This window comes from Streptomyces sp. NPDC030991, assembly GCF_055571235.1.
Genome location: NZ_JBVIFR010000003.1, coordinates 152,845 through 175,946, shown reverse-complemented (window position 1 = coordinate 175,946; position 23,102 = coordinate 152,845). Strand labels below are relative to the sequence as shown.

Genomic DNA, 23,102 nt, shown 5'->3' with positions numbered 1-23,102 from the left:
TGCGTCGGATTCTGCGCGGCCTTGTCTGAATCTGGGAAGTTGTGTTTCCGGAACGTTATTGGGCCGTGTCGAAGCGCCGGAGTTCGCCGGGCAGCCGGGAGCCGATCGGGGACATCCCGGCATCGGCCCCGTGCCGCTCCAGCAGGTCGAGCGCGAGCCGCCCCCGGCGCACCCGCTCGCGGGCCGTGTCGAGGGTGACGTCCCGCAGGTGGGCGCCGTACGGGTAGATGGCCGGCGCCTTCGCCAGCCCGAACTTGAGGTACAACGGGGCGCCCCTGCGCACCAGTTCGGCGATCTCGTACATCCGGACATATCCGCCGAGGTCGTCCGGGGCCTCGACGTACATGTCCATCGGCGCGGCCGAGACCCGCCGGATCTCGGTGAGGTGCGTGAGCGTCAGGTCGCTCGGCACGTTCAGCGAGTCGGCGCCGAGCTGCTCGTAGACGGCGTACGCGGCCGGGTTCACGGGGCCGATGAGCGCGGAGACCTTGAGCGTGGTGTCGGCGGGCAGCAGGCCCTGGGCACGCGCCCGGTGCAGCGTCCAGAGCACGCCCTCATCGGCGACGAGCAGGCACTTGACCCCCAACTCCGTGGCTCGTACGGCGTCTTCGACGCATCCGGCGACGGCGTCGTACCCGCGGGCCCGCAGTCCGGCGCCGCGCGAGTCGCTGCGCACGGAGGCACCGGTGTCCCAGGTGCCGCGCGGCCCGGTGAACAGGCACAGCTCGATGTCGCGCTCGGCGGTCGCCTCGACCATCTCGACGATCTCGGCGTCACGCAGCATCCAGACGCCGCTGCCCTGGCTGATCCGGTGGACCGGGACGTCGAGCCGGGAGGCTTCCTTGAGCACGACCCCGACGGCCTCGGGCCCTTCGACGGAGGGGATCTCGACGCGCCAGGTACCCCCGTCCGGGAACGTGTGCGGGGAGGTGTCCGCCGGGTCGGGTCCGGGGGCGCTCAGCCCGAGCGAGGAGAGGACGTGTTCGCCGGGTCGGCGGGGTGAGTCGGTCACGCTGGTCCTTTGCGTCGGTACGCCGGGGGCGTCATGTCGTTCGATATTTCGTACGGAGTTCGGTTCGGTTCCGCTTCGGTGGAGCGGGTCGGAGGGGGAGCGGGCCGGTGCCGGTGGTGGGGCGCAGGCGTGGTTGGGGCGGCGCTGCTCGTCCCCGTCCGGTCCGGCCGCCCCCTGGGTGTGCGGGGCGCCACTCCGGGCGTACGGGCCGCCCGCGGGTGGGGCGAGCCCCTGGCGCATCGGGCGGCGTACGGGCCCCTCGGGCGTGCGGGGGAGCCCGGCGCGGTCGCCCGGCCGGGCCCCGGCTAAGGCCGCAGCAGTACCTTGCCCACCTTCGGGTCCCCGGCCCCCACCAGCTCGATGGCCTCGGCGAACCGCTCCAGCGGGACCTCGTGCGTGACGAGCGGCATCGGGTCGAGCAGGCCCGCCCCGAAGACCCGCACCGCATGGGCCCACGCGTCCGGCGCGGCCCCGAACACGGTCCGCACCTCCAGCTGCCGCACCACCAGATCCGTCGGGTCGAGACCCTCGGCCCCCGCCGCCGGGATCCCGGTGAGCACGAGCCGGCCGCCCCGCCGCAGCAGCGACGCCGCGGTCCGCGCGGCCGAAGCCGACCCCGCGGTCTCGATCACCACGTCGAAGTCGTCCGGGAGCGCGGAGTCCCGCAGCCGGAAGTCCGTGGCCCCGAACTGCCGGGAGAGCGCGTCCCGTTCGTCCCGGGTCCCGACCACGAGCAGCTCCGAGGGGGAGCCCGCCGCGAGGAACTGCACGGCGAGCATCCCGAGCGTCCCGGTCCCGACCACGGCCACCCGCTGACCCGGCAGCGCTTCCGCCTTGATCGCCGCGGCGGCGACGCAGGCGGCGGGTTCGAGCAGCGCCGCGGCCGTCAGGTCGGCGTCGTCGGGCAGGACGTGCAGCAGCCGCGCCGGCAGCGTCAGCGTCGCCGCCATCGCCCCCGGCCGGGTGAAGCCGGTCTCCTCGTACCCGGCGGTGCAGAGCGTGGTCTCACCGGCGTGGCAGCGGTCGCACACCTGGCAGTTCCGGAAGCCCTCGCCGACGACCTTGCGTCCGACGAGCCCGTCCGGCACCCCGTCGCCCACGGCGTCCACGACACCGGACCACTCGTGCCCGGGGGTGAGCGGGTAACGGACGTACCCCTCGGGCCGGTTGCCCTGGTAGACCTCGCGGTCACTGCCGCAGATCCCCACGGCGTGCACCCGCACCCGCGCCTCGCCGGGCCCCGGCGCGACCGGCTCGTGCGCCACGATCCGGTGCTCGCCCGGCGCCTCGACGACTACGGCCGTGGTCACTTGGACGCCTTGGGCGCGCGCTTCTCCCAGCCCTCGGCCCACAGGTCGAACCGGGCCTGCTGCTGCGGGAACTCGGCCGCCGCGTCGACGTCCAGCTCGACCCCGAGACCCGGCTCGTGCGACAGCTCGAAGTACCCGTCCACGACCTTCGGCGCGCCCTTGACGACCTTCTTGATCTCGGCGTCGGCGAAGTCGTTGAAGTGCTCCAGGATCTTGAAGTTGGGGGAGGTGAACCCGACCTGGAGGGACGCGGCCGTCAGCACGGGACCGCCCACGTTGTGCGGGGCGACCAGCATGTAGTGGGTCTCCGCGGTGGCGGCGAGCTTGCGCGTCTCCCAGATGCCGCCGATGTGGCCGACATCGGGCTGGATGATGTCGACGGCCTGGCTCTCGAACAGCTCCCGGAACTCGATCCGGTCGTGGATCCGCTCACCGGTCGCCATCGGGATCTCCACCTTCGCGGCGACCTTCTCCAGCGCCTTGAGGTTCTCCGGCGGCACCGGCTCCTCCAGCCACGCGGGCTTGAACGGCGCCAGTTCGTTGGCGAGCCGGATCGCGGTGGCGGGGGAGAACCGGCCGTGCATCTCCAGCATCAGCTCGGCGTCCGGCCCGATCGCGTCCCGCACGGCCTCGATCAACGAGACGGCGTACAGCGACTGTTCGTGGTCCAGCTCGTAGTGCCCGGTGCCGAACGGGTCGATCTTCAGCGCCTTGTACCCGCGCTCCATCACCACCTGCGCGGCCTTGTGGTACGCCTGCGGGGTGCGCTCGGTGGTGTACCAACCGTTCGCGTACGCCTTGACCTTGTCGGTGACCTTGCCGCCGAGCAACTGCCAGACCGGAACGCCGAGCGCCTTGCCCTTGATGTCCCAGCAGGCCATCTCGATCACGGCGATACCGGACATGACGATCTCGCCGGCCCGCCCGTAGTCGCCGTACTTCATTCGCCGTACGAGGTCCTCGACGGCGAACGGGTCCGACCCCACAATGTGGTTGGCCAGCGCCTCGTTCAAGTAGCCGACGAGCGCGTCGGTGTGGCCCAGCATGCGGGTCTCGCCGACACCGGTGATCCCCTCGTCGGTGTGCACCTGGACGTAGGTCAGGTTCCGCCACGGCGTCCCGACCACATGCGTGCTGATTCCCGTGATGCGCAAGGCAGTTGCCCCCTGTGCCGTTCGATATTTCGTCACTCGTTCGAAATGCTGGCGTGACAGTAAGGACGCCCCGGCGGAGGTGTCAATGGTCTGCGCAGAGGAAGGCAGACAAATGCAGCGGAACGCGGCGGCCCAGTGACGGCGTGGAGGCGGCCACCCCGGCGGAACGCGCTGTTCCGCACAGAAGTTTCACAGCACCGGCTTTTTCCGTTACCGCCCGGGCGCCTAGCCTCCCTAGGTCATGGACTACTGCCACCCGTGCCGCCGGCACCTCAACGGGGCCCTGGCCTGCCCGGGCTGCGGCACCCCCGCCGACGCCGTGCGGGCCTACGCGGAGGCGCTCACCACGCACGAGGCGGCGGACGAGCCGGAGACCTCGCAGGACGGCGCCCCGGCCCGCCCGCGCAGCAGGCGCCGCCGGCGCAGGGTGCACCGCAGGCGCCGGGGACACATCCTCCTCGCGACGGCGGGCCTCGCCCTCGCGGCGGGCGGCCTCAGCCTCGCCGAGCTCGGCACCGAGTCCTCCAGGGGTAAGGACGCCCAGGCCGCTCCGGACACCGCCGGCGCCGTCACGGAAGCCGCGGCGCAGGCGGACGCGAACGGCACCTCCCCGGCCGTCGCGACCGCGCGCTCCGGCGCACCGGCACGGACCTCGTCCTCGCCGGGGGCGTCCGCGTCCCCCTCGGCGTCACCGAGCGCGACGCGGAGCACCGGCTCCCCGGGCTCCCCGTCACCGGACGCCGGGAGCGGAGGGACGAGCGGGGCCCCGGCCGACGCGCCCTCGTCCGGGGCCGGTTCACCCCCGGACTCGCCGTCGACGACGCACCCCACCACCGCGGCCCCGCCCCCGGCGTCGGCCTCCCCGGCCCCCGAGCCGAGCCCGACGGAGACCTGCGACCGCTTCCTGTGGTGGTGCACCTGAGGCTCCGGTAGGCCGCGCCGGGGCGGTGCCGGGCTCAGGTCGCGGTTCGGGTCACTCCGCGCCGACCATCGTCCGCAGCATGTTCCGCAGCGCGAGGCGCTCCTCCCGGTCGAGCCCGGCCAGCGGCTCGCGCGCGAAGTCGAGGGAGTCCCGCAGGCTCCGCGCCACGCGCGTGCCCTCCTCCGTGGGGGCGGCCACCTTCACGCGCCGGTCGCCGGGCGACGGGCGCCGCTCCACGAGCCCGCGCGTCTCCAGGCGGTCCACGATCCCCGTGATGTTCGACGGCTCACACTTCAGCCGCTGCGCGATCTGCCGCATCGGCAGCGGTTCGAGCGCCAGCAGGCTCAGCACCCGCGCCTGCGCCCCGGTCAGTCCGTGCCGCGCGGCCGCCTCCTCGTACTCCTGGTGGTAGCGCGCGACGACGGCGCCGATCAGCTCGACCACTTCGAGCGTGAGCGGGTCCGTTCGGCGGACGCGGGTACTGGTCATGCCGTTCAGCGTACCCAGTTACTTGACATCATGAAATATTCAGGAGCATGGTTGTTTCACGTACTGAAATACCTGCCCCCTGCGACAAGGATCCGCGCATGCCCGCCGACACCCCCCAGATCCCCGCCACCGGCCGCGAGTGGGCCCTGATCAGCCGCCCCGTCGGCTGGCCCAAGCCCGAGGACTTCGAGCTCCGTGAGGCCCCGGTGGCCGAGCCCGGTCCCGGCCAGGTCCTGGTCAAGAACCTCTACGTATCGGTCGACCCGTACATGCGCGGCCGGATGAGCGCCGCGAAGTCGTACGTGGCCCCCTACGAGCTGGGTAAGGCCATGCAGGCCGGCGCCGTCGGCGAGGTCATCGCCTCCAACGACGAGGGTGTGGCCGTCGGCGACCACGTGCTGCACTTCTTCGGCTGGCGCGAGTACGCGACGTTCGACGCGAAGCAGGCCGTGAAGGTCGACCCCGAGGCCGCGCCCCTGTCGACGTACCTCGGTGTGCTCGGCATGACGGGCCTCACCGCCTACGCGGGCCTGCTGCGCACGCTCTCCTTCAAGGAGGGCGACAGCGTCTTCGTCTCCGGTGCGGCGGGCGCGGTCGGCGGCCAGGTCGGTCAGATCGCCAAGCTCAAGGGCGCCTCGCGGGTCATCGGCTCGGCCGGCTCGGACGAGAAGGTCAAGCTGCTCCTCGACGAGTACGGCTTCGACGCGGCCTTCAACTACAAGACCGGCAGCGTCCACGAGCAGCTGAAGGAGGCGGCCCCCGACGGCATCGACACGTACTTCGACAACGTCGGCGGCGACCACCTGGAGGCCGCCGTCGCGCGGCTGAACCGCGACGGCCGCATCGCCATCTGCGGCGCGATCTCCGTCTACAACAGCACCGAGCCGGCCCCCGGCCCGCGCAACCTCTCCCGCCTCATCCAGACCCGCGGCCGCATCGAGGGCTTCCTCGTCGGCGACCACTACGACCTCCAGCCGCAGTTCGTGCAGGAGGTCGGCGCCTGGGTCCGCTCCGGCGAGCTCAAGTACCGCGAGACGGTCGTCGAGGGCATCGAGAACAACCTGGAGGCGTTCCTCGGCGTCCTGCGCGGCGACAACACCGGCAAGATGGTCGTGAAGCTCTGACCCCGGCTTCCGCCCACAGCGCTTGAGAGCGGCCCTCGTCCTTTGTGACGGGGGCCACTTTCGTTCCCTCCGGCATCCGATAGCCTCTTTCCGTCTTGCGGATTAAAAACTCCGCCTGTCGGAACGAATGAGGGAGTACGGTCCATGGCCATCACGCAGTCCGACGTCGTCTACACCGCCGTAGCCACCGCCGAGAACGGCCGCGACGGCCGCGTCGCCACCGACGACGGCAAGCTCGACGTCATCGTCAACCCGCCCAAGGAGCAGGGTGGTTCGGGCGCCGGGACCAACCCGGAACAGCTCTTCGCGGCCGGCTACAGCGCCTGCTTCCAGGGCGCGCTCGCCGTCGTCGCCCGCCAGGAGGGCATCGACATCACCGGCTCGACCGTCACCGCCAAGGTCGGCATCGGCAAGAACGACGACGGCTTCGGCCTGATCGTCGACATCTCGGCGGCCATCCCGAACGCGGACACGGCCACCGCCACGTCCCTGATCGAGAAGGCCCACCAGGTCTGCCCGTACTCCAAGGCGACCCGCGGCAACATCACGGTCACGCTCTCGGTCTGAGCGGGTTCGGCCGGCCGACGGCCCCGGCCCGTCCCGTAAGGTTTGCGCCATGCGTGATCTCGGGGCGGGCTTCGGCTATCTGATGAAGGGGCAGCGCTGGGTCGCCCGGCACGGCAAGCAGTTCGGCTGGAGCCTGCTGCCCGGCCTCATCACCCTCGTCCTGTACGCGGTCGCCCTGGTCTGCCTCGCCCTGTGGGGCGCCGACTTCGTCGGCTGGGCGACCCCGTTCGCGGACGACTGGGCGTCCCCGTGGAGCGGTCTCTTCCGCGGCCTGCTGACGGCCCTCCTCTTCGCCCTCGCCCTGCTCCTGGCGGTGCTGAGCTTCACGGCTGCCACCCTCCTGATCGGCCAGCCGTTCTACGAGTCCCTCTCCGAGCAGGTCGACATGGCCGAGGGCGGCCACGCACCCGAGTCCGGCCTCCCGCTCTGGCGCGACCTGTGGGTCTCGGCCCGCGACAGCCTGCGCATCCTGGTCCGGGCCTGCCTGTGGGGCCTGCTCCTCTTCGCGCTCGGCTTCGTCCCGTTCGTCGGCCAGTCGGTGATCCCGGTCATCGGCTTCTTCGTCACGGGCTTCTTCCTCACCGAGGAGCTGACGGCGGTGGCGTTGCAACGCCGTGGCGTCCGACTCCGTGACCGCCTGGCCCTGTTGCGGTCGCGAAAGGGCCTGGCGTGGGGCTTCGGGGCGCCCCTGGCGGTGGCGTTCCTGGTGCCGCTCGTGGCGGTGTTCCTGATGCCCGGCGCGGTGGCCGGAGCGACCTTGATGGTGCGCGACCTGGAGCGGGACACCCCGCCCCGGGCGCGGGGAGCCGCGCGAGCGGACACCGACGACATGTATCCGGCCGCGGACGGCTCCACGGCGGACGAGACTTCGCGAGGACCGGCGTCATGAGAACAGCGAACCTCGGCGTCCTCTTCGCCATCGAACTCGTCGCCCTGGGCGCGGTCGGCGCCTACGGCTTCACCCGCGACGTGGCGGCCCCCCTGGCCTGGCTCGCGGGTCTCGCGGGCCTCGCCGCGATGATCGTCACCTGGGCCCTCTTCGGCTCCCCGAAGGCCCGGTACAAGACCCGCGGAGCGGTCCGCGTCGCCTTCGAGACCGTCTGGTTCGGCGCGGGCGTCGTGGCCCTCGCCCTCTCCGGCGCATACGTCTGGGCGCTCCTCTTCGCCGTCGTCTGCGCCCTGAGCAAGGCGCTCGCGGTGAACTGGAACCAGTAGCTCAGCCCTGCGACAGGGGGCCGGGTCCGACACCGGGTTCGCCATCTGGTCCGGCATCGGGTTCGGCGCTGGGTCCGGCATAGGGTTCGGCACCGGGCTCGGCCCCGTGCCCGGCGCCGGGTTCGGCCTCGCCCAGCAGGCCCAGGAAGTCGCGGAACGCCCCCGGCATGTCCACCGACTCCGGGTCGAGCAGCCACTGGTACTGCAGTCCGTCCATCACGGCGACGAGCAGCGGCGCGGCCCGCTCCGGCGTGAGCCCGCCCGGCAGCCGCTCCCCGTACTCGGCGCGCAGCACCTCCGCCATCGACTCGCGCACACCGGCGTAGCGCCGGGTGAAGAAGTCCCGCGCCGGGTGTCCCTCGGTGACCGACTCCCCGAGCAGCGCCGAGAAGGTCTGCACGATCCCCGGCCGCATCGCGTTGTACTCGATCAGTGAGCCGAGCAGGTCGAGGCGCCACCGGGTGCTCGGCACCGCGTCCCACCGGTCCCGGTCCGCGAGGACCGCGACGAGCAGCGCCTCCTTCGTCGGGAAGTGGTGCAGCAGCCCCTGCTGGGTGAGTCCCACGCGCTCCGCGACCGCCGCGAGGCTCGCGCCCCGGTACCCGCGCTCGGCGATCACCTCGAGCGCGGCCCGCAGGATCTCGGCCCGCCGTTCCTCGCTCCGGGCGGCTCTCGTGCTGCTCATGCGGTCACCGTACGACATGGTGAGAGGGGCCCGGCGCGGCAAATATGACGACGGGATAACGAAACCTACCGCTCTACAGGTACCGGGTGCAGGATGGACGTGCTCGGAACAGTGCACGCGTGATGACCTCGACGAGGAGGGCCGGCATGGCGACCCAGACAGACGGTTTCGGCGGCGACGACGGGGCACGGGCCCGCGAGGCGGTGGTCGAGGCCGCACTCGGCAAGCTCGACCTCGACAGCAAGGCGCGGCTGCTCGCCGGCCAGGACATGTGGTCGCTGCCCGCGCTCCCCGACATCGGCCTCGCCCCGCTGGTCATGTCCGACGGCCCGATCGGCGTACGCGGCGTGCGCTGGACCGCCGACGACCCCTCGATCGCCCTGCCGTCCCCGACGGCCCTCGCCGCCACCTGGGACCCCGCGCTCGCCCGCAGGGCAGGGGCGCTGCTCGCCCAGGAGGCCCGGCGCAAGGGCGTCCACGTCCTGCTCGCCCCGACCGTGAACCTGCACCGCTCCCCGCTCGGCGGCCGCCACTTCGAGGCGTACAGCGAGGACCCCTACCTCACCGGCGCCATCGGCACCGGCTATGTCCAGGGCGTCCAGTCCGGCGGCGTCGGCACCACCGTCAAGCACTTCGTCGCCAACGACGCCGAGACCGACCGTTTCACCGTCGACAACCTCGTCCCCCCGCGCGCCCTGCGCGAGCTGTACCTGGCCCCCTTCGAGGCCATCGTCGAGAACGCCCACCCGTGGGGCATCATGACCGCCTACAACTCGGTCAACGGCACGACCATGACCGAGCACCGCTACCTCGTCCACGAGATCCTGCGCGGCGAATGGGGCTTCGACGGCTTCAACGTCTCCGACTGGATGGCCGCCCGCTCCACCACCGGCGCCCTCAAGGGCGGCCTGGACGTCGCCATGCCAGGACCGCGGACCGTGTACGGGCCCGCGCTGGCCGCCGCCGTACGGGCAGGCGAGGCCGAGGAGTCCGAGGTCGACGACGCCGTGCGCCGCGTGCTGCGGCTCGCCGCCCGCGTCGGCATCCTCGAAGGCGCCGAGCCGGCGGTGCCCCCTGCGCGGCGCCCCGCCGAGATCGACGGCGTCGCCCTGGCCCGCGAGATCGCCCGTCGCGCCTTCGTCCTCGTCCGCAACACCGGGGTGCTGCCGCTGCGGCCGGACGCCAGGATCGCCCTCATCGGCGCCGCCGCCCGCGACGCCCGGATTCTCGGCGGCGGTTCCGCCACCGTCTTCCCCGACCGCGTCGTCTCCCCGCTCGGCGGCCTCGGCGCCGCCGCGGACTCCCTCACCTACGCCGTCGGCGCCGACCCGAGCGACGAACTCGCCGCCGCCGACAAGGGGTTCGAGCTGCACGCCGTCTGCCGCGACGCCGACGGCACCGTCATCGGCGAAGGCTCACTGCCGAGCGGCCAGCTCCAGTGGATGGGCGACGACCTGCCCGCCGGCGTCACCCACGAGACGCTGCACAGCATCGAGATCAAGGGCACCTTCACCCCGCGCGTCAGCGGCGACCACGCGTTCGGCACGCGCGGCCTCGGCGCCTTCACCCTCACCGCCGACGACGCCGTCCTCTACGACGGCGTCCAGGCGATGGGCGAGGAGTCCGACCCCTTCGAAGCGTTCTTCGGCGCCCCGCTGGAACGCGGCAAGGTGATGCTCACCGAGGGCGAACCGGTGACGGTGTCGCTGCTCCACCCGCTGGACAAGTCCTTCGAGATGCCGCTGCCCGCGGTGATCTTCAGCCTCACGCACCTCGAACCGCGGCAGGACGAGGACGCCCTGATCGCCGAGGCCGTCGAGGCCGCACGGGACGCGGAGGCCGCCGTCGTCGTGGTCGCCACCACCGAACGCGTGGAGTCCGAGGGCTTCGACCGCACCGACCTGCGCCTCCCCGGCCGCCAGGACGACCTGGTGCGCGCCGTCGCCGCCGCCAACCCGAACACCGTCGTGGTCGTCAACTCCGGCTCCCCGGTGGAGCTCCCGTGGCGCGAGGAGGTCGCGGCCGTACTGCTCGGCTGGTTCCCAGGACAGGAGGGCGGCGACGCGCTCGCCGACGTGCTCCTCGGCGCCGAGGAACCGGGCGGCCGGCTCCCCACCACCTGGGGCTCCCTCGCCGACGCCCCGGTCACCGAGGTCACCCCGACCGACGGACGGCTCGCCTACAGCGAAGGCGTGTTCATCGGCTACCGCGCCTGGGACAAGGCCGGAGCCACCCCCACGTACCCGTTCGGCCACGGCCTCGGCTACACCGACTGGACGTACGAGTCGATCGACGTGACCGGCACGACCGCCACCGTCCGCGTCTGCAACACCGGCCCCCGCACCGGCCGCGAGGTCGTCCAGCTCTACCTGTCCCCGCTGTCGCCGTCGCCCTCGGACGGGCCGGACACGGCCCGCCCGGCCCGCTGGCTGGCCGGCTTCGCGAGCGTCACGGCCGCGCCCGGCGAGACCGTCGAGGCGGTCGTCGAACTCCCGCGCCGCGCCTTCGAGATCTGGGACGAGAACGCCGGTGCGTGGGCGCACCAGCCGGGCACCTACGAGCTGACCGCCGGCCGCTCGCTCACCGACGGCCGCGTCACCGAGACCCTCGTCGCCTGACGACCGGCCCCGCACGACACGGGCCGGCCCCGCACGACACGGGCCGGCCCCGCACGACGGGCCGGCCCCCCGACTCAGGGGCGGCGGCACCTGACCCCGCTGCCCCTGACCCACCCCGCCCCTGCCCCTCTCCGCCCGTCCAGCCGGAGCCCTACCGGCGCACCCCGAACCCGTACACCGTCTGCGACCGGTACACCTCGCCGGGCCGCAGCACGGTGGTCGGGAAGTCGGGCCGGTTCGGCGAATCCGGGAAGTGCTGCGTCTCCAGCGCGATCCCGTCACCCGGCGCGAACGGCAACGTCCCGTCGAACCCGTCCGCGGTGTAGAGCTGCAGCCCCGGCTCGGTCGTCGCGACGGTCAGCACCCGGCCCGACGCCGGATCGTGCAACTCGGCGACGGGCACGGCGGACGTGGTGACCCCCTTGTCGAGTACGTAGTTGTGGTCGTACCCGGCGTCGACCTTCCGGCTCTCCCGGAAGTCGAAACGGGTCCCGCCGACCTCCGCCGGCCCGCCCACCGGAATCAGCTCGTCGTCCACGGCCGTCACCCGCCCGGCGTCGATCCGCAGCTCATGGCCGCCCACCGCGTTCCCGGAACCCGCCCCGCCCAGATTCCAGTAACTGTGATTGGTGAGGTTCACGACCGTCGGGGCGTCGGTCACCGCCTCGTAGGAGAGACGCAGGACGCCGCCCTCCTCCAGCGCGTACGTCGCCGAGACCTCCAGCCGCCCGGGGAAGCCCTCCTCGCCGTGCGGGGAGACGCGGGTCAGCCGCAGCGCGTGCTCCCCGGCCTCCTCGGCGTCCCACACCCGCTTGTCGAAGCCGCGCTCCCCACCGTGCAGCGAGTTCGACCCGTTGTTCCGCGCGAGGTGGTAGGTCCGCTCGTCGAGCGGGAACCGGCCGCCCGCGATCCGGTTCGCGTACCGCCCGACCAGAGCGCCCAAGTAGGGCTCGGGGTGGGACAGGTACGCGGCCAGATCGGGGAACCCGAGCACGACGGTGTCCCTGGCCCCCTCGCGGTCGGGCACCTCGACCGCCTGCAGGATGCCCCCGTACGTCAGGACGCGTACCCGCACCCCGTCCCGTTCCAGGGTCCAGCGGTGGACGTCGGTGCCGTCGGGAAGGGCGTCGAAGAGTTCGCTGCGCATGATCGAGACCCTACGCCCGCCTCCCGGGAACTCAGCCGAGCGGTTCCTTCGCGGTCACCCCGCGGTACGCAAGCGCCGCGAGCCGCGCCTGCCCGTCCCTGCTGGGATGGAACCAGTCCCAGGGGCTCAACTGGTCCCCGTCGAACCGGTACCCGAACACCGCGCCACCGTCCGACCGGCACCAGCGGTCCTTCGCGCACACGTCCTTCAACACCTCGTTGTACGCCTCGACACGCTTCTGCACCGCGTCGCGCCGCTGCGTGGCCGCGCTGTCCATGGCATCCGGATCGGCCAGCATCGACGAGCAGATCCCCAGCTTCCACACCTGCTTGCCCAGCGGATCGGCCCGCCCCTCGGACCAGAGCCGCTTCAGGTCCGGCACGCTCATCACGTACACCTGCGTCTTGGGGGCCGCACGCCGCAACTGCCGCATCGCCTCCTCGAAATCGGCCCGGAAAGCCGCCACCGGCGTCATGGCCCCGGCCGTCGCCCGGCACGCGTCATTGGCGCCCGCCATCACCGTCACCAGATCGGGCCCGGCGGCACCCGCCCGCCGCATCTGCCCCGGCAGATCGGCCATCCGCGCCCCGGTCCTGGCGTAGTTCCAACTGTGCGTCCTGGCCCGGCTCTTGCCGAGCAACCGTACGGCCAGGCTCTTGACCCGCGGATCGGAACCCGTCGCCCACGACACCTCGGGGCAGTCGGTCAGCACGCTGCACGCGTCGAACCCCCGGGTGATCGAATCGCCCACCGCCGCGACGGAACGCGGACTCGTGTCCCACGTCGACGTGGGCGTCGGCGACGGCTTCGCGGTGGCCGTGGAACCCGCGGGGCCCGGGGAGTTGCCACCGGAGGCGTCACACGCGGTGAGAGCCGAGCCACCGAGCACGGCCACCGACACCGCGGCGACGGCGGCCCGGGAGAGGGGTGACCGGTGGTTTCGCTTCCGCATCCTGTGGTCCCCTCCGTCGCTCGCTGTCGTCCCGGCCCGGGCATCTGGAGCCGGGGTTGCGCCCCGCCGGGTGAAAGGTCGGCGTTTGTGCGCCCCGGGACCGACAGTACGTCACACTCCTTGTACCGCTGCGCGATAGCCTCGCCCCGGGGTCCCCGGTCGACCCAGTGAGACCCCGCTGTACCGGTTCCGCTAAATTACAACACGTCAGATGTGTCCCTTTTTGTCTGGACCTTTTCGATCCGGGCACAGAGGGAAGAAGGCTCGGCACGGGCGCGAGGCCGCTGGGGAAGGCGAACCTCGACCCACACTGGAGGTCCGGTGACGACACGTGGAGTTCTGTACGTGCACTCCGCGCCGCGCGCGCTGTGCCCGCACGTCGAATGGGCGGTCGCGGGCGTACTAGGCGTGCGCGTCAGCCTCGACTGGATCAGGCAGCCCGCGGCGCCTGGCACCTGGAGATCCGAGTTCTCCTGGCGGGGCGAGGCGGGCACGGCCGCCCAGCTGGCCTCCGCGCTGCGCGGCTGGCAACTGCTCCGCTTCGAGGTGACGGCCGAACCCTGCGCCAACGCCGAGGGCGAGCGCTACAGCGCCACCCCCGAGCTCGGTATCTTCCACGCCGTCACCGGCATCCACGGTGACATCCTCATCCCGGAGGACCGGCTGCGCGCCGCGCTGGCCCGCTCCACGGGCGGCGAGACCGACCTGGAGTCCGAGGTCGCCCGACTCCTCGGCAAGCCCTGGGACGACGAACTGGAGCCCTTCCGCTACGCCGGCGAGGGCGCCCCGGTCCGCTGGCTCCACCAAGTGGTGTGACCCCGCCCCACGCCGGGGACGGTGACTCCGAGAAAAGTGGGCCCGCCCGGGATCTCCCGGGCGGGCCCACTTCACGTTCGCGGGGCATCAGCCGCGTGCGGCTCAGACCGAACGGAACGCCAGCACCACGTTGTGCCCACCGAAGCCGAACGAGTCGTTCAGCGCGACGATGCGGCCCTCGACGGGCAGCTTGCGCGCCTCGCCACGGACGATGTCCGCGGACGCCTCGGCCTCGGGGTCCAGGTTCTCCACGTTGATGGTCGGCGGAGCCACCCGGTGGTACAGGGCCAGCACCGACGCCACGGTCTCGACGCCACCGGCACCGCCGAGCAGATGCCCGGTCATGGACTTCGTCGCGGAGACGGCGATGTGGTCGGTGTCGTCGCCGAACACCTTGCGCAGCGCCTTCAGCTCGGCCACGTCCCCGGCCGGCGTCGACGTCGCGTGCGCGTTCACATGCACGATCTCGGCCGGGTCCAGGTCGGTGTTGTCCAGCAGGTTCCGCAGGGCCTGCGCGATGCCGCGGCCCTCCGGCTCCGGCTGCACGATGTCGTGGCTGTCGGCGGAGATGCCCTGGCCGAGCGCCTCCGCGTAGACCCGGGCACCGCGCGTGGCGGCGTGTTCGGCCGACTCCAGGACGACGACGCCGGCGCCCTCGCCGAGGACGAAGCCGTCCCGGGCGGTGTCGTAGGGGCGCGAGGCACCCTGCGGGTCGTCATTGTTCTTGGACATCGCCATCATGTTGCCGAACGCGGCGATGGGCAGCGGGTGGATCGCCGCCTCGGTGCCACCGCAGACGACGACATCGGCGCGGCCGGTACGGATCATCTCGATGCCGTAGCCGATGGCCTCGGCGCCCGACGCACAGGCGGAGACCGGGGTGTGCACGCCCGCCCGGGCGTTCACGGCCAGACCCACGTTGGCGGACGGGCCGTTGGGCATCAGCATCGGCACGGTGTGCGGGGAGACGCGGCGGACGCCCTTCTCCTTCAGCACGTCGTACTGGTCGAGGAGCGTGGTCACGCCGCCGATACCGGACGCGATGACGGCGCCCAGCCGGTCGGGGTCGATGGACGCGTCGTCGCCGGCCTTGTCGGTGAAACCGGCGTCGGCCCAGGCTTCCTTGGCGGCGATCAGCGCGAACTGCGCCGAACGGTCCAGCTTCCGGGCCTGCGGGCGAGGGATGACCTCGCTCGGGTCCACGGCAGCCGGCGCCGCGATACGGACCGCCTGCTCGGCGGCCCACTCCTGTTCGAGGGGCTTGACACCGGAACGTCCGGCGACCAGGCCCTCCCAGGTGGTTGTCGCGTCGCCACCCAGCGGTGAGGTTGCGCCGATACCGGTGACGACCACGGTGCGATTGGTCGAGCTCACAGGAATTCTTTCTCCAACGGATGCGAGGGATTCAGCGGCGCCACCGCCGGGTGGCGGAGCGACTGACCTACGGTCTGAAGCTTGTGGCTCAGGCCTGGTGGTCGAGGATGTACTTCGTGGCGTCGCCGACGGTCTTGAGGTTCTTGACGTCGTCGTCCGGGATCTTGACGTCGAAGCGCTCTTCGGCGGCGACGACGACCTCGACCATGGACAGCGAGTCGACGTCCAGGTCGTCGGTGAAGGACTTGTCCAGCTGGACGTCCTCAACGGGGATCCCGGCGATCTCGTTCACGATCTCGGCGAGACCGGCGACGATCTCTTCCTGAGTGGCGGCCATTGTGGCGCTCCTTCGGTGTGTATCCAGAGGGTGTGGCGCCCGCCGCGGCAGCGGCAGGTGGGGACCGTACGGACCAGGTGATCCGGACGGGATGCCTAGGGGAGGGTAACGACCGTGGCGGCGTACACGAGACCCGCCCCGAAGCCGATGACGAGCGCGGTGTCGCCGCTCTTCGCCTCGCCGGTCGCCAGGAGCCGCTCCATCGCGAGCGGGATCGAGGCGGCCGAGGTGTTGCCGGTGGTGCGCACGTCGCGGGCGACCGTGACATGCTCCGGCAGTTTCAGAGTCTTCACCATCGAGTCGATGATCCGCTCGTTGGCCTGGTGGGGAATGAAGACATCCAGGTCGTCCGGGCTGATCCCGGCCGCGTCCAGCGCCTGCTGGGCGACCTTCGCCATCTCGAACACGGCCCAGCGGAACACCGCCTGGCCCTCCTGCGTGATCGCAGGGAACTTGACGTTGCCCGCGGAGTCCAGGGGCAGCTGTGTGACATCACCGACATGGAACTTGTCCCACGGCACGGTCTGCTTGATCGTCCCGGCCTTGTCACCCTCGGAACCCCACACCGTGGGGCCGATCGCGGGCTCCTGGGCCGGACCGACGACCACGGCACCGGCGCCGTCACCGAAGAGGAAGGCCGTCGCCCGGTCCTCCAGGTCGGTCAGGTCCGAGAGCCGCTCCACGCCGATGACCAGCACGTACTCCGCGCTGCCCTCGACGATCATGCCCTTGGCCAGGGTCAGCCCGTAGCCGAAACCGGCGCAGCCGGCGGAGATGTCGAACGCGGCGGCCTTCCGCGTGCCCAGCTTGTCCGCGATCTCCGTCGCGATGGCCGGCGTCTGCGCGAAGTGCGAGACGGTCGACACGACCACGGCGCCGATCTGCTCGGCCTGGATGCCCGCGTCGGCGATGGCCTTCCCCGACGCCTCGATGGACATCATCGCCACGGTCTCTTCGTCGTTCGCCCAGTGACGGGTGGAGATGCCGGAACGCGAGCGGATCCACTCGTCGGACGAGTCGATCTTCTCGAGGATCACCTCGTTCGGCACGACCCGCGTCGGCCGGTACCCGCCGACGCCGAGGATGCGCGCGTACGGGGCACCCTTGCTTGGCTTGATCTTCGACATGCTGCTCGGATCTCCTTGTCAGGCCGAAGTGGCGCCCGCCGCGTCAGCGGCGGATGCGTACGTGGCGATCAGGGCGCGGGCCGCGTCGAGGTCGTCGGGGGTCTTCAGGGCGAGTGTCGTGACACCGGGCAGAGCCCGCTTGGCGAGGCCGGTGAGGGTGCCGCCCGGGCACACCTCGATCAGCGCGCTCACGCCGAGCTCCTTGAACGTCTCCATGCACAGGTCCCACCGGACCGGGTTCGCGACCTGGCCCACCAGCCGGGAGAGCACCTCGGCTCCGCTCTCGACCGTCCTGCCGTCCTTGTTCGAGACGTACGTGATCGCGGGGTCGGCCGGGGCCAACTCCTTCGCGGCCTCCGCCAGCCTCTCCACCGCCGGAGCCATGTGCCGGGTGTGGAACGCGCCGGCCACCTTCAGCGGCACCACGCGACGCACCCCCTCAGGCTTGTCGGCCTCCAGCGCGGCCAGCTCCTCGAGCGTGCCGGCGGCCACGATCTGGCCCGCCCCGTTCACGTTCGCCGGGGTCAGGCCCAGCTTCTCCAGGTGCGCCACGGTGACCTCGGGGTCACCGCCGAGCAGCGCCGCCATGCCGGTCTGCGTGACCTGCGCGGCCTCGGCCATGGCCTGGCCGCGCCCGCGCACGAGGCGCAGGGCGGCGGTGTCGTCGAGCACCCCGGCGAACACGGCCGCGGTGATCTCGCCGACGCTGTGCCCCGCCACCGCACCCGGCGTGACGTCGCCGAGCGCGGACGCCGACAGGAGCCCGGCCGCGACAAGGAGCGGCTGGGCCACGGCCGTGTCGCGGATCTCGTCCGCGTCGGCCTGCGTGCCGTAGTGAGCAAGGTCGAGTCCGATGGCGTCGGACCACTCGGCGAGGCGGTCGGCCGCGCCGGGGAGTTCGAGCCAGGGAGTCAGGAAGCCGGGCGTCTGGGCGCCTTGGCCGGGAGCGACGAGTACGAGCACTCTCACACTCTCTCTTGTGGACGGGTCGGGCCGCCCGTGGGGACAGGGACGAAGAACCGAAGGGGGAATTGTAGACCCCCGACAAAAGCCTATGACTGGAGATCCATGTCGGCCAAGCGCCCCAGGATGAGCGCGATGCGCAGAGTGAACGCCGAGCGGACGTCCGACGGCGACCAGCCGGTGACGTCCGTCACACGTCGGAGCCGGTAGCGGACGGTGTTCGGGTGTACGAAGAGCATCCGGGCCGCGCCCTCCAAGCTGCTCGCCTGCTCCAGATAGACGCTGAGCGTCTCCAGAAGAGCCGAGCCCGCTTCCTCCAGCGGTCTGTAGATCTCCTCCACCAACTGCTCCCGTGCGGAGGGGTCTCCCGCGATGGCGCGCTCCGGAAGCAGATCGTCCGCCAGGACCGGTCGGGGGGCGTCCTGCCAGGCGCCGCACGCCTTGAGTCCGGCGGCCGCGGCCTGGGCGGACCGGGTGGCGGCCAGCAGGTCCGGCACCACGGGACCCGCGACCACGGCCCCCGCCGCGAACGGCCCGATCAGCGACTTGGCCACCGCCAGCGGATTGTCGCTGCCGCCCGCGATCACCACGAGCCGGTCCCCGAGCACCCCGGTCAGCACCTGCAGCTTGGCGTGGCGCGACGCCCGCCGGATTGCCTCCACGGTCAGCTCGCTGTCTCCGTCGGGCGCCGTCCCGAGCACCACGCACACATGCTCGGGCGAGTTCCAGCCCAGCGCCGCGGCCCGGCTGATCGCCCCCTCGTCGGCCTCCCCGGAGAGCACCGCGTTCACCACGAGGGACTCCAACCGCGCGTCCCACGCCCCCCGTGCCTCCGCGGCCTGCGCGTACACCTGGGCGGTCGCGAACGCGATCTCCCTCGCGTACACGAGGAGCGCCTCACGCAGCACGCTCTCGTCGCCGGGCGCGGCCACCTCGTCGATGGCCGACTCCATGACCTCGATCGTCGTCCGCACCATCTCCACGGTCTGGCGCAACGTGATCGCCCGGGTCAGTTCCCGTGGCGCCGTACCGAAGACATCCGTCGAGATGGCCTGCGGGGTGTCCGGATGCCGGAACCATTCGGTGAAGGCGGCGATGCCCGCCTGCGCCACGAGCCCGATCCACGACCGGTTCTCCGGTGGCATGGCCCGGTACCAGGACAGCGTCTCGTCCATGCGCGTGATCGCCTGTGCGGCGAGCGCCCCGGATGACTTCTCCAGGCGCTTCAGGGTCGCCGAGTGCGGGTGAGGATTCGCACGGGCGTCCGGGCGGCGGTCCGCTGATTCGTTCGCTGAAGGCTGCGCTGATTCCGATTGGGGCACGGGACAAGACTGCCTTACCGGGACGGCTCAGCGGAGTGGTGGGTCCGGCGCGACCGCGGCGGACGGCCGGAAACGGGGGCTACCGTGTATCGCGTGATTGATGTACGTCGCTCCGGCGACCGCTATCCCGGAGGCGAACCCGGCGCCGGGATCCAGTCCTTCCACGCCTTCTCCTTCGGCCCGCACTACGACCCGGACAATCTGCGCTTCGGTGCGATCCTCGCCTGCAACGAGGAACGTCTGGCTCCCGGCGCGGGCTTCGACGAACACCCTCACAGCCACACCGAGATCGTCACCTGGGTCGTCTCCGGCGAACTCACCCACCGCGACTCCACCGGGCACGAGTCCGTCGTGCGGTCCGGCGACGTCCAACGCCTCAGCTCCGGCGGCGGCGTCCGCCATGTGGAACGCAACGACGCCACCGAGCCCCTCACCTTCATCCAGACGTGGCTCGCCCCCCGCGACCCGGGCGGTGATCCCGCGTACGAAGTGGTGCACGGCATCGCCGACTCGACGCCCTACGACGTCCCCGCGGCGGGGGCCACGCTCCATGTGCGTCGTCTGGCCGAGGGCGAGCGCACGGAGCTGCCGACCGCCCCGCACGTCTACCTCCACGTGGTGCACGGCGAAGTGCGGCTCGATGGCGCGGAGTTGAGGCAGGGCGACGCGGCCCGGATCACCGAACCGACCGGGCCGGAGGCGCTGGCGATCACGGGCGCGCACTTGCTGATCTGGGAGATGAACGGCTGACCGAGGGGGAGTGCGTGGGAGGGAAGAGGGAGGAGAGGGGTGGAGGAGGAGAGAGGAGGGGGACGGGCGGGGCCAAGTTCTGTCGCCCTGCCCCTCTTTCGGTCCCGTCGGCTGCCCTGCCGGCTGCCCTTTTGCCTTTCCGGCCGTTCGGGCGGTCGGGCGGTCGGGCGGTCGGTGGGGCCGGTCAGAGTTCTGCGAGTACCGCGTCGGTGAACGGAGGCCACACCTCGGCCGCCCAAGGGCCGAACGCCCGATCCGTCAGGGCGACACACGCGGCCTCGGCGGCCGGGTCGATCCACAGGAACGTGCCGGACTGACCGAAGTGCCCGAACGTCCGCGGCGACGAGGAACCCCCCGTCCAGTGCGGTGACTTGTGGTCCCGGAGTTCGAACCCGAGCCCCCAGTCGTTCGGGTTCTGGTGCCCGTAACCCGGCAGCACGCCCTTCGTCCCCGGGTACTGCACTGTCATCGCCTCGGCCACGGTCCGCGGATCGAGCAGCCGCGGCGCCTGCACCTCCGCGGCGAACCGCACCAGGTCGTCCACCGTCGACACCCCATCCTTCGCGGGGGAACCGTCCAGCGTGGTCGCCGTCATCCCGAGGGGCTCCAGCACGGCCTGTCGCAGGTACTCGGCGAACGGGATGTCCGTCGCCTTCTCGATGTGGTCCCCGAGTGCCTCGAACCCCGCGTTCGAGTACAACCGTCGCGTCCCCGGCGCCGAGGTCGTCCTGTGCTCGTCGAACGCGAGCCCGCTGGTGTGCGCCAGCAGGTGTCGCACCGTCGATCCTTCCGGGCCGGCCGGCTCGTCGAGCTCGATCGCCCCTTCCTCGTACGCGACGAGTGCCGCGTAGGCCGCGAGCGGCTTGGTGACCGAGGCCAGGGGGAAACGGTGGGCCGTGGGCCCGTGCGTGCCCAGCACTGTGCCGTCCGCCCGGACGACGGCTGCGGCGGCGGTCGGGACCGGCCAGTTGTCGATCAACGCGAGGCTCTGCATGCGTACGAGCCTAAAGCGTCAGCCGCATCGCCGGTGAGGGGGTGCGAGCGAACCCCAGCGACGTGTACAGCGACTCACCCGCTGCCGTCGCGTGCAGGTCGACCCGGTGCACGTCGCGCTCCCGGTACCAGTCCAGAAGCGCCTCCACACAGGCGCGCGAGAAGCCCTTGCGCCGGTACTGCGGATCAGTGCACACGTTGAAGACGTGCCCGGAGGTCCCGTGGGGATTTCCCGGGCTGCCCAGGCCACGGTGGATCGCTCCCGTCGCGCAGGCCGCCAGACGTAGGTTCCCCGTCGGTTCGTCGATGACGAACGCGGTCAACTCGCCCTCTGGATCGGCGAGATGGGAGCGCAGAGCCGCGATCGAGGCCGGCTGCCAGCTCACATCGGTGCTGGGACTCATCGAGTCGAGCATGATCTTGCGCAGTCGGACCAGCTCTTCGGCGTCCTCGGGGACGGCACGGCGAACGAGGGACATGATCGACACCGTAGTGCGGACGCCGCGCGGCTGTCGCCGGGAATTCCCCGAGATCGCTTGCTTGGAGCGCACTCCAAGGTTCTAGCGTGGGAGACATGACGGTGATGGAGACCACGCCCGCACCCGCCCCGACCCAGGTAGAAAAAGCCGAGGCCGATCGAACCAAGGTCGACACCTGCGCCTCCGCGCCGAGCGCCCACCCGCGCCCGGACGGCCATGACCGGTACACGATCAGTGAGGTCGTCGCCTTCACCGGACTGACCGCCCACACCCTGCGCTGGTACGAGCGGATCGGGCTGATGCCTGACGTCGACCGCTCGCACACCGGTCAACGCCGCTACTCCAACCGCGACCTGGACTGGCTCGCCTTCGTGGGCAAACTGCGACTCACCGGCATGCCGGTCGCCCACATGGTCCGTTACGCCGAACTCGTCCGCCTGGGCGACCAGACCTTCGAGGAGCGCCGCGAACTCCTCGAGGCGACCCGCCGCGACGTCCTGAACCGGATGGCCGAACTGCAGGACACTTTGGCCGTGCTCGACCACAAGATCCATTTCTATGCAGGCGCCGAGTCGGCGTCGGACAGGACGTGAGCCGTATGACCGGCACGGAGCGGACGCCGCAGACGGACGAGGCGCATCTTTCCCCCGAGGGGCGCATCCCCACCGAGGGGCGCCCCCTCACGGAGGGGCGCCCCCTCACGGAGGAGCGCCCCCTCACCGAGAAGCGCATCTCCACTATTGAGTTGGTAAACAACGGGCCCGTGGTGGGCATTCAGGGCCTCGGCTGCATGGGCATGAGCTGGGCCTATGGTCCGACCGACGCCGACGAGGCAAGAGCCACCCTGGAGCGGTCCCTGGAGCTCGGCGTCACCTTGTACGACACCGCCGACGCCTACGGTGCCGGCGAGAACGAAAAGTTTCTGGCTCCCTTCCTCAAGGCGCACCGGGACGAGATCGTCCTGGCCACCAAGTTCGCCATCGGGGTGGATCCCGGCGCCCCTTACAAGCGCATCATCAGCAACGACCCCGCCTACATCAGGACCTGCATCGACTCCAGCCTCCAGCGCCTGGGCGTCGACTCGGTCGACCTGTATTACATGCACCGCCGGGACCCGAAGGTGCCCATCGAGGAGACGGTCGGTGCGATGGCCGAACTCGTCGCCGCGGGCAAGGTCAAGCACCTCGGCCTCAGCGAGGTCACCGCCGACGAACTACGGGCCGCGCACACCGTCCACCCGATCGCCGCCGTCCAGTCCGAGTGGTCGTTGTTCAGCCGGGACATCGAGCGGTCGGTGGTGCCGGCCGCCGCGGAGCTCGGTGTCGCGCTCGTCCCCTACTCGCCCCTCGGTCGCGGTTTCCTCACCGGCGCCTTCGTCAGCGCCGACAAGGAGTTGGCCGAGGACGACTTCCGCCGTCAACAGCCCCGGTTCACCGGCGACAACGCCGCCGCCAACGCGGCCCTCCTCGACCCCGTCCGCACGGTCGCCGACGCGCACAGTGCCTCTCTGGGCCAGATCGCCCTGGCCTGGGTGCAGCGACAGGCGGAGACCTTCGGACTTCCCGTCGTCCCCATTCCCGGCACCCGCAAGCGCGGCCGTGTCGAGGAGAACACCGCGGCGACCCGTATCACCCTCACCGACGAAGAGCTGGCCCTCCTTGCACCGATCGCCTCCCAGGTGTCCGGTGATCGCTACGCCGACATGACCTTCACCTCGGCGGGCCGCGAGTAGCCGCAGCGCCGGTA

At 71.5% G+C, this 23,102-nt stretch carries 24 protein-coding genes; 10 read left to right on the top strand and 14 right to left on the bottom strand.

Annotation, left to right across the window (positions count from 1 at the left end; translation table 11 throughout):
* Positions 1-55: 55 nt before the first annotated feature.
* From ACZ45E_RS07000 to ACZ45E_RS06990, 3 genes are all read right to left on the bottom strand, one after another.
* The gene (locus ACZ45E_RS07000) at positions 56-1,012 is read right to left on the bottom strand and encodes a hypothetical protein (protein ID WP_468217501.1); all 957 of its coding nucleotides are present in this window, start codon (positions 1,010-1,012) and stop codon (positions 56-58) included.
* 305 nt (positions 1,013-1,317) lie between these two features.
* Positions 1,318-2,322: a zinc-dependent alcohol dehydrogenase gene (locus ACZ45E_RS06995; RefSeq protein WP_468217500.1), complete on the bottom strand. Its 1,005-nt coding sequence runs from the start codon at positions 2,320-2,322 to the stop codon at positions 1,318-1,320.
* The gene (locus ACZ45E_RS06990; protein ID WP_468217497.1) at positions 2,319-3,476 is read right to left on the bottom strand and encodes a mandelate racemase/muconate lactonizing enzyme family protein; all 1,158 of its coding nucleotides are present in this window, start codon (positions 3,474-3,476) and stop codon (positions 2,319-2,321) included. The genes ACZ45E_RS06995 and ACZ45E_RS06990 overlap by 4 nt, the downstream gene beginning before the upstream one ends.
* A 241-nt stretch (positions 3,477-3,717) precedes the next feature.
* On the opposite strand from ACZ45E_RS06990, the gene ACZ45E_RS06985 reads away from it, so the two are divergent.
* Positions 3,718-4,398 (top strand): SCO2400 family protein, encoded by a 681-nt coding sequence (locus tag ACZ45E_RS06985; protein ID WP_468217495.1) that lies wholly within the window; start codon positions 3,718-3,720, stop codon positions 4,396-4,398.
* 51 nt (positions 4,399-4,449) lie between these two features.
* Here ACZ45E_RS06985 and ACZ45E_RS06980 read toward each other — a convergent pair whose 3' ends face one another.
* The gene (locus ACZ45E_RS06980; protein ID WP_468217493.1) at positions 4,450-4,887 is read right to left on the bottom strand and encodes a MarR family winged helix-turn-helix transcriptional regulator; all 438 of its coding nucleotides are present in this window, start codon (positions 4,885-4,887) and stop codon (positions 4,450-4,452) included.
* Positions 4,888-4,985: 98 nt separating this feature from the next.
* Here ACZ45E_RS06980 and ACZ45E_RS06975 point away from each other — a divergent pair, with 98 nt between their 5' ends.
* The 4 genes from ACZ45E_RS06975 (at position 4,986) to ACZ45E_RS06960 (ending at position 7,793) form a co-directional block, all read left to right on the top strand.
* Positions 4,986-6,011, top strand: a complete 1,026-nt coding sequence (locus tag ACZ45E_RS06975) for an NADP-dependent oxidoreductase (RefSeq protein WP_468217490.1) — start codon at positions 4,986-4,988, stop codon at positions 6,009-6,011.
* Between the two features lie 144 nt (positions 6,012-6,155).
* Positions 6,156-6,578 (top strand): organic hydroperoxide resistance protein, encoded by a 423-nt coding sequence (locus ACZ45E_RS06970; RefSeq protein WP_468217487.1) that lies wholly within the window; start codon positions 6,156-6,158, stop codon positions 6,576-6,578.
* Positions 6,579-6,627: 49 nt separating this feature from the next.
* A complete protein-coding gene (locus ACZ45E_RS06965) occupies positions 6,628-7,467 on the top strand; it encodes an EI24 domain-containing protein (protein ID WP_468217484.1) in 840 nt (279 codons plus the stop codon).
* On the top strand, positions 7,464-7,793 hold the full coding sequence (locus ACZ45E_RS06960; protein ID WP_468217482.1) for a YrdB family protein: 330 nt from the start codon (positions 7,464-7,466) through the stop codon (positions 7,791-7,793). The genes ACZ45E_RS06965 and ACZ45E_RS06960 overlap by 4 nt, the downstream gene beginning before the upstream one ends.
* A gap of 1 nt (position 7,794) precedes the next feature.
* Here the strand turns inward: ACZ45E_RS06960 and ACZ45E_RS06955 are convergent, their stop codons facing one another.
* Complete coding sequence (locus tag ACZ45E_RS06955) at positions 7,795-8,496, bottom strand: TetR/AcrR family transcriptional regulator (RefSeq protein WP_468217480.1); 702 nt, start codon at positions 8,494-8,496, stop codon at positions 7,795-7,797.
* Positions 8,497-8,624: 128 nt separating this feature from the next.
* Here ACZ45E_RS06955 and ACZ45E_RS06950 point away from each other — a divergent pair, with 128 nt between their 5' ends.
* Entirely contained in the window at positions 8,625-11,096 is a 2,472-nt protein-coding gene (locus ACZ45E_RS06950) for a beta-glucosidase (protein ID WP_468217477.1), read from the top strand.
* A 151-nt stretch (positions 11,097-11,247) separates the two neighbouring features.
* Here ACZ45E_RS06950 and ACZ45E_RS06945 read toward each other — a convergent pair whose 3' ends face one another.
* A complete protein-coding gene (locus ACZ45E_RS06945; protein ID WP_468217475.1) occupies positions 11,248-12,243 on the bottom strand; it encodes an aldose epimerase family protein in 996 nt (331 codons plus the stop codon).
* A gap of 31 nt (positions 12,244-12,274) precedes the next feature.
* Positions 12,275-13,195 (bottom strand): SGNH/GDSL hydrolase family protein, encoded by a 921-nt coding sequence (locus ACZ45E_RS06940; protein ID WP_468217473.1) that lies wholly within the window; start codon positions 13,193-13,195, stop codon positions 12,275-12,277.
* Positions 13,196-13,516: 321 nt separating this feature from the next.
* On the opposite strand from ACZ45E_RS06940, the gene ACZ45E_RS06935 reads away from it, so the two are divergent.
* Positions 13,517-14,011 carry a DUF3145 domain-containing protein gene (locus ACZ45E_RS06935; protein ID WP_468217470.1) on the top strand — a complete coding sequence of 165 codons (495 nt, stop codon included), beginning with the start codon at positions 13,517-13,519 and terminating at the stop codon, positions 14,009-14,011.
* 102 nt (positions 14,012-14,113) lie between these two features.
* On the opposite strand, the gene ACZ45E_RS06930 is transcribed toward ACZ45E_RS06935, so the two are convergent.
* From ACZ45E_RS06930 to fasR, 5 genes are all read right to left on the bottom strand, one after another.
* The gene (locus ACZ45E_RS06930) at positions 14,114-15,385 is read right to left on the bottom strand and encodes a beta-ketoacyl-[acyl-carrier-protein] synthase family protein (RefSeq protein WP_468217468.1); all 1,272 of its coding nucleotides are present in this window, start codon (positions 15,383-15,385) and stop codon (positions 14,114-14,116) included.
* Between the two features lie 88 nt (positions 15,386-15,473).
* The gene (locus ACZ45E_RS06925; RefSeq protein ID WP_103834200.1) at positions 15,474-15,722 is read right to left on the bottom strand and encodes an acyl carrier protein; all 249 of its coding nucleotides are present in this window, start codon (positions 15,720-15,722) and stop codon (positions 15,474-15,476) included.
* Positions 15,723-15,817: 95 nt separating this feature from the next.
* A complete protein-coding gene (locus ACZ45E_RS06920) occupies positions 15,818-16,849 on the bottom strand; it encodes a beta-ketoacyl-ACP synthase 3 (protein ID WP_468217465.1) in 1,032 nt (343 codons plus the stop codon).
* Between the two features lie 18 nt (positions 16,850-16,867).
* Positions 16,868-17,812: an ACP S-malonyltransferase gene (locus ACZ45E_RS06915; RefSeq protein WP_468217463.1), complete on the bottom strand. Its 945-nt coding sequence runs from the start codon at positions 17,810-17,812 to the stop codon at positions 16,868-16,870.
* A gap of 89 nt (positions 17,813-17,901) precedes the next feature.
* The gene (gene fasR, locus ACZ45E_RS06910) at positions 17,902-19,134 is read right to left on the bottom strand and encodes a fatty acid biosynthesis transcriptional regulator FasR (RefSeq protein WP_468217461.1); all 1,233 of its coding nucleotides are present in this window, start codon (positions 19,132-19,134) and stop codon (positions 17,902-17,904) included.
* Between the two features lie 93 nt (positions 19,135-19,227).
* Between fasR and ACZ45E_RS06905 the strand changes: the two genes are divergently transcribed.
* A complete protein-coding gene (locus ACZ45E_RS06905; protein ID WP_468217459.1) occupies positions 19,228-19,884 on the top strand; it encodes a pirin family protein in 657 nt (218 codons plus the stop codon).
* A 184-nt stretch (positions 19,885-20,068) separates the two neighbouring features.
* On the opposite strand, the gene ACZ45E_RS06900 is transcribed toward ACZ45E_RS06905, so the two are convergent.
* A complete protein-coding gene (locus ACZ45E_RS06900) occupies positions 20,069-20,878 on the bottom strand; it encodes a serine hydrolase domain-containing protein (RefSeq protein ID WP_468217458.1) in 810 nt (269 codons plus the stop codon).
* A 10-nt stretch (positions 20,879-20,888) separates the two neighbouring features.
* Positions 20,889-21,356 (bottom strand): GNAT family N-acetyltransferase, encoded by a 468-nt coding sequence (locus ACZ45E_RS06895; protein WP_468217456.1) that lies wholly within the window; start codon positions 21,354-21,356, stop codon positions 20,889-20,891.
* Between the two features lie 95 nt (positions 21,357-21,451).
* On the opposite strand from ACZ45E_RS06895, the gene ACZ45E_RS06890 reads away from it, so the two are divergent.
* Positions 21,452-21,949, top strand: a complete 498-nt coding sequence (locus ACZ45E_RS06890) for a MerR family transcriptional regulator (RefSeq protein ID WP_468217454.1) — start codon at positions 21,452-21,454, stop codon at positions 21,947-21,949.
* A 197-nt stretch (positions 21,950-22,146) separates the two neighbouring features.
* Entirely contained in the window at positions 22,147-23,088 is a 942-nt protein-coding gene (locus ACZ45E_RS06885; RefSeq protein WP_468218252.1) for an aldo/keto reductase, read from the top strand.
* The last annotated feature ends 14 nt before the right edge of the window (positions 23,089-23,102 follow it).